13 protein-coding genes are annotated in these 12,478 nt (G+C 53.9%); 5 read left to right on the top strand and 8 right to left on the bottom strand.

All coding sequences use genetic code 11. From position 1 onward, the window contains the following. Positions 1 to 85: 85 nt before the first annotated feature. Positions 86 to 1,066: a nitronate monooxygenase family protein gene (locus KW829_RS10205; protein ID WP_120158785.1), complete on the top strand. Its 981-nt coding sequence runs from the start codon at positions 86 to 88 to the stop codon at positions 1,064 to 1,066. A 66-nt stretch (positions 1,067 to 1,132) separates the two neighbouring features. Here KW829_RS10205 and KW829_RS10200 read toward each other — a convergent pair whose 3' ends face one another. Further along, positions 1,133 to 1,579: a hypothetical protein gene (locus KW829_RS10200; RefSeq protein WP_218308131.1), complete on the bottom strand. Its 447-nt coding sequence runs from the start codon at positions 1,577 to 1,579 to the stop codon at positions 1,133 to 1,135. 75 nt (positions 1,580 to 1,654) lie between these two features. Further along, on the bottom strand, positions 1,655 to 2,710 hold the full coding sequence (locus tag KW829_RS10195) for an SDR family oxidoreductase (protein ID WP_218308130.1): 1,056 nt from the start codon (positions 2,708 to 2,710) through the stop codon (positions 1,655 to 1,657). A gap of 97 nt (positions 2,711 to 2,807) precedes the next feature. Here KW829_RS10195 and KW829_RS10190 point away from each other — a divergent pair, with 97 nt between their 5' ends. Both KW829_RS10190 and KW829_RS10185 read left to right on the top strand, forming a co-directional pair. Then, positions 2,808 to 3,695: a LysR family transcriptional regulator gene (locus KW829_RS10190; RefSeq protein WP_218308129.1), complete on the top strand. Its 888-nt coding sequence runs from the start codon at positions 2,808 to 2,810 to the stop codon at positions 3,693 to 3,695. A gap of 82 nt (positions 3,696 to 3,777) precedes the next feature. Then, complete coding sequence (locus KW829_RS10185) at positions 3,778 to 4,047, top strand: hypothetical protein (protein WP_089598709.1); 270 nt, start codon at positions 3,778 to 3,780, stop codon at positions 4,045 to 4,047. Positions 4,048 to 4,059: 12 nt separating this feature from the next. On the opposite strand, the gene umuC is transcribed toward KW829_RS10185, so the two are convergent. From umuC to KW829_RS10170, 3 genes are all read right to left on the bottom strand, one after another. Continuing rightward, positions 4,060 to 5,322, bottom strand: coding sequence for a translesion error-prone DNA polymerase V subunit UmuC (gene umuC, locus KW829_RS10180; RefSeq protein WP_218308128.1), 1,263 nt, complete (start codon positions 5,320 to 5,322; stop codon positions 4,060 to 4,062). Then, positions 5,306 to 5,740, bottom strand: a complete 435-nt coding sequence (umuD, locus tag KW829_RS10175) for a translesion error-prone DNA polymerase V autoproteolytic subunit (RefSeq protein ID WP_218308127.1) — start codon at positions 5,738 to 5,740, stop codon at positions 5,306 to 5,308. Before umuD ends, umuC begins: the two co-directional genes overlap by 17 nt. 133 nt (positions 5,741 to 5,873) lie before the next feature. Then, positions 5,874 to 7,397 carry a cyclic diguanylate phosphodiesterase gene (locus KW829_RS10170; RefSeq protein WP_218308126.1) on the bottom strand — a complete coding sequence of 508 codons (1,524 nt, stop codon included), beginning with the start codon at positions 7,395 to 7,397 and terminating at the stop codon, positions 5,874 to 5,876. A gap of 213 nt (positions 7,398 to 7,610) precedes the next feature. Between KW829_RS10170 and KW829_RS10165 the strand changes: the two genes are divergently transcribed. Beyond that, positions 7,611 to 7,820, top strand: a complete 210-nt coding sequence (locus tag KW829_RS10165) for a hypothetical protein (protein ID WP_029485054.1) — start codon at positions 7,611 to 7,613, stop codon at positions 7,818 to 7,820. 38 nt (positions 7,821 to 7,858) lie between these two features. Here KW829_RS10165 and KW829_RS10160 read toward each other — a convergent pair whose 3' ends face one another. Further along, positions 7,859 to 8,725 (bottom strand): aldo/keto reductase family oxidoreductase, encoded by an 867-nt coding sequence (locus KW829_RS10160; protein WP_120158790.1) that lies wholly within the window; start codon positions 8,723 to 8,725, stop codon positions 7,859 to 7,861. A 143-nt stretch (positions 8,726 to 8,868) separates the two neighbouring features. Here KW829_RS10160 and KW829_RS10155 point away from each other — a divergent pair, with 143 nt between their 5' ends. Next, the gene (locus KW829_RS10155) at positions 8,869 to 10,527 is read left to right on the top strand and encodes a methyl-accepting chemotaxis protein (protein ID WP_010430464.1); all 1,659 of its coding nucleotides are present in this window, start codon (positions 8,869 to 8,871) and stop codon (positions 10,525 to 10,527) included. Between the two features lie 9 nt (positions 10,528 to 10,536). On the opposite strand, the gene smrA is transcribed toward KW829_RS10155, so the two are convergent. Next, positions 10,537 to 11,100, bottom strand: coding sequence for a DNA endonuclease SmrA (smrA, locus tag KW829_RS10150; protein ID WP_108416890.1), 564 nt, complete (start codon positions 11,098 to 11,100; stop codon positions 10,537 to 10,539). A gap of 355 nt (positions 11,101 to 11,455) precedes the next feature. Then, positions 11,456 to 12,367, bottom strand: coding sequence for a LysR family transcriptional regulator (locus KW829_RS10145; RefSeq protein WP_218308125.1), 912 nt, complete (start codon positions 12,365 to 12,367; stop codon positions 11,456 to 11,458). Positions 12,368 to 12,478: the final 111 nt, after the last annotated feature.

The following is a 12,478-nucleotide window of genomic DNA, read 5'->3' as shown; positions in this document are numbered from 1 at the left end:
AACAGTGATGAATCTTTTTGGCTATTTTTCCTAACAATTCCACGCTCTACACTCTCCTCCATTCAAACGAGAGGGAGAGTCCGCTATGAAAAATAACCGTATCTGTCAGATCCTGGGGATCGAAAAGCCCGTTATTCAGGGACCGTTATCCTGGCTCACGGATGCCCGTTTAGTTGCCGCGGTCAGTAATGCTGGCGGGCTTGGCGTGTTGGGACCCAATGCCGGTTTAACCGCGGATACCGCAGTTTCCACGCCGGAAGAGACCGCCGAAAAAATGCGCGAGGAGATTCGTAAAACCAAACGGCTGACCGAGAAACCCTTTGGCGTGAACCTGATCCCCACGGCCGTTAATGACGTCTGGACAGGGCCGATCCTTCAGGTGGTGAAAGAAGAAGGCGTCAGGGTTGTGGTGTATACGGGCTATGGGGAAGGCAGCATTATTCCTGCGCTGTTCAGCGAGTTAAAAGAGGCGGGTATCGCCATTATCTACCGCGACATCAATCCAACGCCGGAGAACACCCGCCTCGCAGAAGAAATGGGGGCAGACATTATCGTGGCTACCGGTTTTGATGAGGGCGGTACCTTACCCGCAACGGCGCTTGGCACCTTTTCCATCGTGCCGCTGATTGCCGATGCCGTGAAGCACATCCCGGTGATGGCCGCGGGCGGCATTACCGATAATCGCACCGCCAGAGCGGCGCATGCATTGGGTGCGGAAGGCGTGTTTGCCGGTTCGGTCTTTATCAGCACGGAAGAAAGCCGCGTGCCGCAGAGCGTCAAAGAGAAAATTGTTGCCGCCAACGGCCTCGATTTGCTGCTTTTCCGCACCGTGCCCCATTACTACCGCTCTCTTCCCGGCAAGCTGGCGGAAAAACTGGCGTCGATGGATAAAGCAGGCGCAAGCAACGAAGAGCTGGGCAAGGCGATGGGTGGATTACGGGGCCTGCGTCTTGGCATGCTCGAAGGCAACACCGATGACGGTTATATCGCGCTCGGCACGGGGATTGGTAACATCCGCAGCGTGAAAAGCGTGGCCGAGGTTGTTAATGCGTTAGCGGTTGAGTAAGCCCTTAACTCTGATGCTGTGGACGCTGCACAAGAGCGGCGTCCGCACACCGTCTGCGGTTGTTTTTCACAAATTGAGGATTGCGCGTTCTTTAATGACAGCATCAGGATTGGCTTTTTTTATCGCTGCCAGAAAAGCCGTAAAGTTGTGATTCCAGAGGGTGAGATTGTTATAAAATTGCACCTGCTTTTCATTAGCACCATCACGGTAAATAACAATCCAGGCCCGTCTGCTATTTATCTCGGTATTCCCCGGCCCGATTTTAATGATATCAGCCAGCGCAATCTTGCGGGTGGCGTTGTTTTTAACTTCATATAAAAACTGGTCATCATAAAACCAGGTTTTACCTGCATTCCCGCCAAATAGTGAGGGGTTGGCAGATATCTTTTTCATCCCGTTACGATCTGAAATGATCCGTTTTGCCTGGCGAATGCGTCTGACAAAAAAGCTTAACAGAATGAAAAACGCAATGAGGGGCAGCGCGACTGATAGTATTTTTAAACTCTCGTGCATTCCTCTGCCCCGCTATACCTTTTTATTAACGCGTGAGTATAACGCGCCGATCGTTTATGACAACAACCCTTACGGTCAGGGAATAATCCGCGCGGCTCTCAGCTGCGCGAACAGGCGGAAAAACATCTCATCGGTCGCCTGCATTTGCGTAAAGCCCGCCCTGCGCAGCTTGCTCCCGTCCCCAAACATGTCGTAATTCCAGCTAAAGACGAAATCGGCAAACTGCCCGTCGCTCAACTGCAAAATATCCTCTTCCACCAGCCGCTCTCCGGCAAGCTCGCGCCATACGCCGCGATAATCGTTAAACAGCTGATGAAATGACAATCTTACCGGCGGCGCAGAGTCCAGTTCAAACCAGCGTGCGATACGCGGCCACAGCTCGCTCCAGCGCCAGATATCGCCATTGTTCACGTTGAACGCCTGATTCTGTGCCGCGGGTGACGTGGCGGCCCACAGCGTTGCCTCGGCCAGCAGCCCGGCGTCGGTATGATCAACGATGCTGTGCCAGGTCTGTTCCGAGCCGGGAAAACGCAGCGGTAAATCCAGCGCCTTGCACAGGGAGGCGTACAGGGCGATGCTCAGCGCAAGGTTCATGGCATTACCCGGTACCGCACTCCCTACCACGCCCGGCCTGATGGCATTCCAGTGCCAGCGTTTCCCCCGCTGAAACTGGCTGAGCCACGTGAGCTGCGCGGCGTTAAATTCGGCACCCGCTACGCCGGGATCGCTTTCCCGCGCCGGGGTTTTAAACGGCCCAAGATGCGCACCATAGACTTTGTACCCCTGCATCAGGCTTACCGTCTGTAGCGGTGCCGTTTTTTCGAGGGTGTTGACCAGATTACGCAGCATGGTGACGTTCGGCTCAACCATGTCTGTCCAGTTCGCCGCATTCGCCCAGGCGCTGTAAAAAATGTGGGTGACACCGTTCAGGGCGTGCAGCGCCCGTGCAGTGTCCTGCGCATCCAGTAAATCGACGTTCACCAGGGGGATGCCGTCAGGATGAGACTCGGCATGGCGGCTAAGGCCGATCACCTTCCACTGATGGTGCAGAAGCGTGTTGACCAGCTGTCTGCCGACAATACCGCTGGCCCCCGCGACCAGGGCGACGTTGTGTTGCTGCATCTTATTCATGGTGTTTCTCCGGAATGGGTGACAGACGTAGTGTGATATATTATTTTTTCTGGAGATATCCCCTGAAACCGATGGCACTTATAAGCAAAATCATTAAATGAATAACAAGCTCAATGCCATTTCTACCTTTCTGCGCGTCGCTGAAGCGGGCTCGTTTTCTGCAGCCGCTCGTCAGACAGGTATTAAGCAGTCCGCCGTCAGTCAACAGATCGCGGCGCTTGAGGAATCGCTGGGTGTGGTATTGCTACACCGTACAACGCGTACGATGAAGTTGACCGAACAGGGTGAACGTTACCGGCGAGATATGCAGCTTGTGCTGGACGCCATGGGGGAAGCGGAGAGGCGTTTACATCCTGTCGATCATAGCGTTCAGGGACGCGTCCATGTCCAGTTACCGAGCGGTCTGGGGCAGATCATTTTGCCGCATCTGCTGGGGCTGCAGCGCCTGCATCCCGAACTGCAGCTGATGATTTCCCTGGATGACCGCCTTGCCGATCTGGTGACGGAAGGCGTGGATGTTGCGATACGGCTGAGCAGTGAGCCTCCGCAGGCGCACGCGGCTCGCGTGCTGGCGCGGATTGAAGCCGCGCTGTTTGCCGCTCCCGGCTTTCAGGCGGTACACGCCGTCAGCGAGCTGGCGACGCTGCCACACGTACGGTTCAGCGGTATTCCGCTGGATGCTCCCCTGCGTCTGATTTCTGGCGAGGAAACGGTCGAGATAAACGTGAATACCGTTTTCCGTGCCAATACCAGCGACGCGCTGCTACAGGCGCTGGCATCCGGCATTGGCATCGGCGGCCTGCAGCGACCGCTCGCGGCCCGCGCGCTGCAGGCGGGCACGCTGGTACCGATACTGCCCGACTGGCGGTTACCCGATCGCTTCCTCTATGCCGTTTATCCCGACGCCCGCTTTATTCCGCAGCGCGTCAGAAAGGTCGTCAGCGTGATTGAGCAGTTACTGCCTGAAATAATAAAGAAAAATTAATTGTTCCCGCCGTAAACCACGTGCATTTTTTAACCGCAAGGAATAGAGTGTTTTTACCGTATCCCCTCTTTCTGGAGCACTTATGCCGGATTACTGTTTTTTCAAAAAAGGCCCAAACCTCATTGCGATCGAGAGCGCGAACACCGATGCGGCCGCTCAGCTCACCGCTCAGGGGTTTGAAAAACAGTTTGAGAAGATCGGCGCCATGGATGAAAAAGAGGCGCTGAGCCGCCTTGCTGATATCCGTAAAAATGATGACATCGATCGCCATAACTTCCTGGCCGGAGCGGGCCAAATGCCGTGGATCGGCGTGCTGACGGCTGCGGCAACTTGGTTGACGCAAAAGAAATAACACAACGCTCCTCTACTTCGCCACCGGCAAATCGGCGTACCGCGTCGTATAGGCCGGCGACAGCATCTCGCGCTTCATCGCCCAGGATTTCTCAATCCCCTGCCCGGCGAACCATATCTTCCCTTTGCCGGAATGATTTACGCTGTCGATCATCTCCATCAGCGCTGCGCTGTTGGCGCGCAGTCGATTATCGTCAAACAAATTAAGCTGGGCGACGCCGCTGCTGAAAAAGTCCGCCAGCATGACTCCGGCTTTCATATAGCGATAGCCGTCGAGCCATATACGCCCCAGCGCCTCCGTGGCGGCGCGGATGATATCGCGCGAGTCATTGGTGGGCGTCAACAGGGTAACAGAAGCCTGATTGCCGTAATAAATTTCGTTGTCAGCGTGCGGGCTGGTGCGCACAAACACGCTGATAAAACGACAGTATTGATGCTCGCCGCGCAGTTTTTCCGCTGCGCGTTCCGCGTAGGCGCAAATGGCCTGGTGCATCTCTTCGTATTGCGTAATACGGTGTCCAAATGAACGGCTACAGATAATTTGCTGCCTGGTGGGGGTGAACTCTTCCAGATCAAGGCACGGCTCGCCGCGAAGCTCGCGCGCCGTACGTTCCATTACCACGTTAAAATGTTTGCGAATGACCCAGGATGACGCTTCCGCCAGCTCCAGCGCCGTGGTAATGCCCATCGCGTTCAGTTTTTTCGTAATGCGCCGTCCTACCCCCCACACCTCCTCTACCGGAACCTTTTCCAGCAGTTTACGCTGCCGCTCGCGGCCTGAGAGATCGACCACGCCGCCCGTGCTGGCCCAGCGTTTCGCCGCATAGTTGGCCAGTTTCGCCAGCGTTTTTGTCGGAGCAATACCGACGCCAACGGTTAAGCCCGTATTTTTAAAGACCTGCGTGCGCATCTGGTGACCGAACGTTTCCAGCGACAGGCAGTGGTTGACACCCGAAACGTTCACAAATGCTTCATCAATGGAGTAGATCTCAATGGCCGGAGCGAGATCGGTCAGCGTCTGCATGACACGACTGCTGAGATCGGCATACAGCGCATAGTTCGAGCTAAAGACGTAAACCCGCGACGGGTAGCGCTTTTCTTTGAATTTAAAATACGGCTCACCCATTTTTATGCCGAACTGCTTTGCCTCTCGCGACAGTGAAATAATGCAGCCGTCGTTATTGGACACCACCACGATGGGCTTCCCTTCCAGATCGGGGCGGAACACCCGCTCGCAGGAGGCATAGAAGCTATTTACATCAACCAGTGCGAACATGTTTATGCGTTTTGAGCGTGTGGGTGACGACGCCGAAGATCTGCAGCTCTTCTTCGGACTGAAAGGCGATCGGCTGATAGCGGACATTATGTGGCAATAGCCTCAGAACCGGGCGGGTCTGTAGCTCTTTCACCGTAAACTCACCGGCGACCGACGCCACGACGATATCCCCATGTTCGGCATTTAACGAACGATCCACCACCAGCAGATCGCCATCGCTAATTCCCGCCCCAATCATGGAGTCTCCGCTCACCTTGATAAAATAGGTCGCACTGGGGTGTCTCACTGCCAGCCGGTTAAGATCGAGACGATCCTCCACGTAATCCTGCGCCGGGCTCGGGAAACCACAGGCGACGCGTTCTAAAAATAACGGTAATTCAATGACTTGTTTTGGTTGATAAGAAAAGAGAGTGTCCATAATGCCTTTCTCGCTAGATACTGTATATAAATACAGTATTACGGATTATGGACAAGGATCAAGATGATTTCCGGAGGCGAACCCAAACGCGTTGAAGTTTGAGCGGATTTAATTTACTCATCGCCTGTACAAGTCACTCCACCATGACCTTCACCTTGGGTTTAGACAGCAAAATATGGATAAGCCCGGTAAAGGCGACCGGTCTAAAGAAGTAGTATCCCTGCTGATATACGATGTTATTCCGGTTGAGATAGTCTAACTGCGCTTTCGTCTCAACGCCTTCCGCCACAATGCTGATGGAGAGCTTACGCGCTAAATCCAATACGCAATCGAGGATCCGGGTGGAGTCCTCGTGTTCATTGACTCTGCTGACGAAGCTGTGGTCAATCTTGATGTAATCGATATGCAGATCGTGTAGATAAGAGAGCCCGGAATAGCCGGTACCAAAGTCATCCAGGGCAATGGCAAAACCATTTTCATGGAGCACGTTCAGGGTCTGCACGAGGCGTTCATCAATATCCAGCGGCTCTCGCTCTGTCACCTCAATCACATGGTTTAAATCCTTTCTGACGAAGCTATTTTTATATTTCAGGCATTCGTCCACGAAGCCTGGCATCGCGATATGGGAAGCGCTGAAGTTAATCCCGATATGAAAACCTTCCGGAAGTTTACTGGAGATGGCATTCATTTGCGTCACCACCTGCGCCATCAGGCTTTGTGTCAGGGAAACAATCAGCCCCGATTTTTCAGCAATCGGAATGAATGCTCCCGGTGAAATATATCCCGCTTTGGGGTGCTTCCATCTTGCCAGCACTTCCACGCCCCGCAGCGTACCCTCCCTGCCGTTAACCACGGGCTGGTAAAACGGAATGATTTCTCTCTTCGCAATCGCACTGCGAAGTGATTCTTCAGGAAGCGTGTGTTTGTTCAGGTACTTATACAGAACATAAGCCGCGATACCGGCAACCAGCAGTACGAAAAGGAGTATGCCGCCCCCCTGACGAAGCAGCCTTTGCGGGCTGAAAAAAGGCGCAGGGTTGTATCGGATGCTATAGGCGTATTGTTCAGAGTAAACCTGTCTGGCCTGACGTTCGCCGGGAGACGTGACGTGCAGTTCGCCAGAGGCGTCAATTGCGCTCCCGCCCACCGCTAATGAATAATTCACATGCTTTAACGGCGTGCTTAACGCATCCCGGATATGGCGATCGCTGATCGTCACGATAATACGGTTTTCTGCAAACCGGGTCTGAAAGAGCAAAACCGGCTGCCCGTTTACCGTATCGCTTGCCGGAACAAGAAATAAGGGAGTATCGGGTAATGTATTAATATGCCGCAATAACACGCGATTTCCCGGCAGAGAGGAACACCAGGGCTGCCCCTGCCTGATGATGACGATGGTTCTGAGATGTGGCTGAAGCGCTGCCTCCGTACCCAGTTGATACTGGCCTTCTGCATCGCACCCCTTGACGATAATTTCCGTCGCCGTTCGGGCGGCAACGCGCGCCTCGTCAAGAATGTCATTAATATCGCTTACAGCGTATCGGGCTCCCGACTGACTGTCGGCCCGTGCTGAATACCAAAGTTGAATATTGAGGATAAAAATACCCGCAATAAAAATGGCTACTGCTGCTGCGACAGGCACAAAAGCGTTACGCATCAACGTATCTACCCTACAGGGTTATGATTATAAATAGCATGGTCGACAATAATAAAAATAACCATGTTATCTTTAAATTAATGACTTACTTATGACTTACTGTGAGAGATCAACTAAATCAATCACTATCAAAACACTAATGATTGACTTTAAATTTAGACTAATGCATATTTTACAGCACGAATTAACAAGACTTTTTGGAGGACGTTTTCTATGCCAGCCCGTGATTATCCCGACAAACGCGTTGCTCGCGGTTTAGCAAAGGAGGCCGATCTCAGGATGTTGAGCGCCCGCATCGATCCCGACCTGATGGAGTACATCAGAACCACCGCCTATGAAACCCGCAAAAGTAAGCAAGAGATTGTGGCGGAAGCGTTAGCGCTTCACCGGCAGAATAACCCGATGACGCCTGCGGCAGACTAGGCCAGGGCTTCATCTGGCAGGCGGTATTCTGTTTTCGCTTAATCCACCAGTGAATTCAGCGTGTCCAGCGCGTCCGGCGGTAACACCAGATCCCCGGCGGCAAGGTTTTGCTGGAGATGCGCCACGGAGGACGTTCCGGGGATCAGCAGGATGTTCGGAGAACGTTGCAACAGCCACGCCAGCGCAACCTGCATTGCCGTTGCTCCCAGCGCATCCGCAACCGTCTGCAGCCCGGAAGATTGCAGTGGCGTGAAACCGCCCAGCGGGAAGAATGGCACCCAGGCAATCCCCTGCTGCGCAAGCGTATCCACCAGCGAATCATCACCGCGATTCACAATGTTGTACATGTTCTGCACGCACACCACGGGCACCATTTTCTGCGCCTCGGCGACCTGAGAGGCAGTGACGTTGCTCAATCCAATATGGCGAACCAGCCCCTGCTGCTGTAGCTCAGCCAGCGTGGACAACGGTTCAGCGATCGATCCTTCCGCAGGACCGTGGGCGCTAAACATAATCCGCAGATTGACCACATCCAGTACGTCCAGCTGCAGGTTGCGCAGATTATCATGCACCGCCTGAGTCAATTCCTGCGCGGAAAAGGCCGGGAGCCAGGCACCTTTGTCGTCGCGGCGGGCGCCGATTTTGGTCACGATGGTCAGATCGTCCCGATAAGGATGAAGCGCCTCGCGGATCAGCTGGTTAGTCACGTGCGGGCCGTAAAAATCGCTGGTATCGATATGATTCACACCCGCGGCCACCGCTTCGCGGAGCACCTCCAGCGCGGCCTGCTTATCCTTCGGTGGGCCAAACACGCCCGGCCCGGCAAGCTGCATCGCGCCATAGCCCAGTCGTTTAACCGTTCGCGTGCCGAGCGCGTACGTTCCGCTTTTATCAATGCTGCTCATGTTGACCTTCCTCATAAAAATGATCCGGGTTTACAACAGGTTCCCGATCGGAGCCCTAAGTTAAGCACGAGTTAAATTAAAGTTTAAATTCTATACGACGATAGTAGTGATGTACCTCTGCATCTCTCTAACGGACGACCGCTATGCTGAAAAATCTGCACGTAATTACCGGTATTATCTTTGCCCTCACCATATTCTGTCTGCTGCAAGTTGTCACGGGAGGGTTGTTCTACTCTGCCGTCAGCAACGATCGCCATAACTTCCAGAACTCCGGGGTGCTCAATGCCCAGCAGGAGAGCCTGAGCGACAGCGTCAATACGCTGATAAAAACGCGCGTTACCGTCACCCGCGTGGCGATCCGTTACCTGAAAAACCAGCGCGATCCTGCGTCCCTCGCGGCGATCAACAAACTGTTAGGCACCGCCAATGACTCTCTGGCGAAAGCCGAAGCCTATAACAAAGAGTGGCAGAAAATGCCGCAGGTTAATGGCCAAAACGCGGCGTTAACCGAAGAGATGCAGAAATCCTGGAATCAAATGCACGAGGTGATGCGTCTGTCGATTGAGTATCTGCGCGCCGACAACTATCAGGCTTACGGTGATCTGGATGCCCAGCAGGCACAGGACGGGATGGAAGCGGTCTATAACCGCTGGCGTGCCGAAAACAACACCCTGCTTAAAGCGGCGACACAAGAAAACCAGAGCAGCTTTACGCAGATGCAGTGGACGCTGGCAGGGATTTTCCTGGCCGTGATCGCCGTACTGGTCGTGATCTGGCAGGGTTTACAACACCTGCTGCTGAAACCGCTCAAAACCATCATGAACCACATCCGTACCATCGCGGGCGGCGATCTGACGCAAAACGTCGATATCTCTGGCCGCAATGAGATGGGACAGCTGGCGGCAGGCCTGCATGAGATGCAGCAGTCGCTGGTTAACACGGTCAGTGCCGTACGCGGGAGCACGGATTCGATCTATACCGGCGCGGGTGAGATTGCCGCCGGAAGCAACGACCTCTCGGCCCGTACCGAACAGCAGGCTGCCTCGCTGGAAGAGACGGCCGCCAGTATGGAAGAGCTGACCGCAACGGTTAAACAGAACTCCGATAACGCGCGTCAGGCTACGCTGCTGGCGAAAAATGCCTCAGAAACGGCCGCACGCGGCGGTCACGTCGTGGATAACGTGGTTCGCACAATGACCGAAATTGCCGACAGTTCGCAGCAAATCGCGCACATCACCGGCGTGATTGACAGCATCGCCTTCCAGACGAACATTCTGGCACTTAACGCGGCGGTGGAAGCCGCTCGCGCCGGGGAACAAGGTCGTGGATTTGCGGTTGTCGCCGGTGAAGTCCGTACGCTGGCGAGCCGCAGCGCCCAGGCGGCGAAGGAGATCAAAGGACTGATTGAGAATTCCGTCAGCCGGGTCAACACCGGCTCTGAACAGGTGAGCGAGGCTGGTGCAACGATGAAAGAGATCGTCGCCGCAGTCACCCGCGTCACCGATATTATGGGCGAGATTTCGTCAGCCTCTGACGAGCAGAGCCGTGGTATTGAGCAGGTGAGCCTGGCCGTATCGCAGATGGACAGCGTGACGCAGCAAAACGCCGCGCTGGTGCAGGAATCCGCCACGGCCGCAGCGGCCCTGGAAGACCAGTCCGAGCAATTGCGTCAGGCCGTGGCCGCATTTCGCCTGAACGTGCAGGAAAGTGCCGCGCCGCGCGCCAAAAATGTGAAAACGCCGCAGCTGTTGCGCCCGGCAACGGCCAGCGCGTCGGGCGACAATCACTGGGAAACGTTCTAAGCCGTACCGCTAGCGGCTGCGCTTGGCGTGCCGCTCCCAGTTTTCCTGTTTCGCTTCGTCGGATTTTCGCAGCGAAACATAGCAAGCCCCGCTGCCGCCATGGTGCGGCAGCGCGACACAAAATGCCTGCACTTCCTCGAACTCCGTCAACCAACGCGCCAGATAGCTGCGCACCACATTAGGGTGTGACTTCAGCTCACGCCCTTTGCCGTGCACGATAATCAGATTGCGCAGCCCGTCACGACTCGCCTGCCGGATAAAAGAATACAGCATCTGGCGGCAGCGTTCAGCGGGCTGACGTAAGAGGGTTAAGCTGGCCTGACGGGAATATTTGCCGGAACGCAGCTTATCAATAACGCCCTGCTGAACCCCTTCGCGCTGGAACATCAGCGGCTCTTCGAGCGGCAGCAATTCCAGAAAACCCAGGGTCAGAAAGTTGTCGAGCTGTTCGGTATCAATGTCCTGGCGAGCCCGTGAATTACGGCTTTGCTGCCAGTGGATATCCGTGCAGCGTTTCAGGGGCTGAACATCTTCCATGGCGTCAAGAAAAAGGGATTTGTCGTCAGGGTTCATGGAAATCCTCCGGCTACATCTGGGCTTGTACTATACCTGCACCAGACAGGCGCCTCAATCACCCCTGCAGAATGCGGGGTGAGATACATATTATCCTGATGAATATATATAGCCATTATTAAAAACATTTAAATCAGACTTAACTAAAACTTCAGTAAAGTTAAAATAAGTGATTTGTGTTAAATTTTTATAAAATCAATCACTCGCCTGCCTTTCATTTTTCGGAAAAGATGTTATACCTAAATATACCTGCCTCATGGATATAATACTCAGGACTGGCGAAAGGATGTGCTGCTGTGTGTACTATAGGGTCTGTCTGATGTCGGGCAGATCCTGTTTTTTTATAATATGTATTTCACGCAACGACTATTTTTCTCGCTTCCCTTCTGAATTGCGTAATTAATGATTCGGCAAGGGGCGTCTGACGTGAATCACGGCGCTGAATTAAATAATAGGTTGCTTTAGGAAGTGACTCAACGACCGGCAGCATGACCAGACGGTGCGCCAGTAGCGGGTCACAGCCTAGCTCCTGCGGCAATATGCTTAAAAAATCACTTTGCGCGACAAGACTAATGCAGGAAGAAAAGGTTTCGCAGACGACACCAATTCGCGGTATTTGCGAGCGGTGGCTAAATACCTCTTCTAATTGCTTATAATAGCTTCCCCGCGGCGTCGGCATTGTCCAGTTATAATGCAAAAGTTCATTAATAGAGGTTGCCCCCGTTGCCGGATGCCCTTCCCGACAAAATACTGCAAACGGTTTTTCAAAGAGCTTTTCAAACGTAAATTCATGGTCGTAAGGCCCCTGATAATAGGTATTGATGGTGAAATCCAGCTCACCCTGGCGTAATTCGTTGATCATCGACACCAGTTGCCCTTCCATAATCCGCACCTTGACCTGCGGATGTTGCGCATGAAAACGGGTGATGACGGCGGGCATGAGGCTTCGTGAAACGCTGGCCCCCATTCCGATGTTGATCTGCCCGGCCAGTTCGCCCTGCCGTTGACGGATATCATCCTGTGCCGCACGCAGCTCTTCCAGAATCAACCTGGCGCGCTGGTAAAAGCCCTCACCGCATTCGGTCAACGCGACGCCCTTACTCCTGCGCACGAAAAGCTGCGCCGCTATGCCCCCCTCCAGCTCTTTGATGGATTTGGTCAGCGCCGGTTGCGAAAGATTCAGCGTCCTGCTGGCACCGCGGATGCTGCCCTGACGCGCGACTTCAACAAACGCCCGGATTTGATGAAATTTAATCTGGAATGTCATAGCCCGACCGATAACCGTTGTTTATCAGAGTAAAGAAACTGTCATCTACTTTAATGGAAAGGGATGTGCGAGGGTAATTCCTGAACGGTTAAAACTGTGAAAAATCGGTTA

The sequence above is a fragment of the Enterobacter sp. ENT02 genome, from assembly GCF_019219165.1.
In the GTDB taxonomy this organism is placed as follows: Bacteria; Pseudomonadota; Gammaproteobacteria; order Enterobacterales; family Enterobacteriaceae; genus Enterobacter; species Enterobacter mori.
The sequence above is the reverse complement of the archived record's forward strand: the minus strand, read 5'-3'. Positions and strand labels throughout refer to the sequence as shown.

Coding starts and splice junctions, on each gene's coding strand:
- KW829_RS10205 (WP_120158785.1), top strand. CDS start 86: ATGAAAAATAACCGTATCTGTCAGATCCTGGGGATCGAAAAGCCCGTT.
- KW829_RS10200 (WP_218308131.1), bottom strand. CDS start 1,579: ATGCACGAGAGTTTAAAAATACTATCAGTCGCGCTGCCCCTCATTGCG.
- KW829_RS10195 (WP_218308130.1), bottom strand. CDS start 2,710: ATGAATAAGATGCAGCAACACAACGTCGCCCTGGTCGCGGGGGCCAGC.
- KW829_RS10190 (WP_218308129.1), top strand. CDS start 2,808: ATGAATAACAAGCTCAATGCCATTTCTACCTTTCTGCGCGTCGCTGAA.
- KW829_RS10185 (WP_089598709.1), top strand. CDS start 3,778: ATGCCGGATTACTGTTTTTTCAAAAAAGGCCCAAACCTCATTGCGATC.
- umuC (WP_218308128.1), bottom strand. CDS start 5,322: ATGTTCGCACTGGTTGATGTAAATAGCTTCTATGCCTCCTGCGAGCGG.
- umuD (WP_218308127.1), bottom strand. CDS start 5,740: ATGGACACTCTCTTTTCTTATCAACCAAAACAAGTCATTGAATTACCG.
- KW829_RS10170 (WP_218308126.1), bottom strand. CDS start 7,397: ATGCGTAACGCTTTTGTGCCTGTCGCAGCAGCAGTAGCCATTTTTATT.
- KW829_RS10165 (WP_029485054.1), top strand. CDS start 7,611: ATGCCAGCCCGTGATTATCCCGACAAACGCGTTGCTCGCGGTTTAGCA.
- KW829_RS10160 (WP_120158790.1), bottom strand. CDS start 8,725: ATGAGCAGCATTGATAAAAGCGGAACGTACGCGCTCGGCACGCGAACG.
- KW829_RS10155 (WP_010430464.1), top strand. CDS start 8,869: ATGCTGAAAAATCTGCACGTAATTACCGGTATTATCTTTGCCCTCACC.
- smrA (WP_108416890.1), bottom strand. CDS start 11,100: ATGAACCCTGACGACAAATCCCTTTTTCTTGACGCCATGGAAGATGTT.
- KW829_RS10145 (WP_218308125.1), bottom strand. CDS start 12,367: ATGACATTCCAGATTAAATTTCATCAAATCCGGGCGTTTGTTGAAGTC.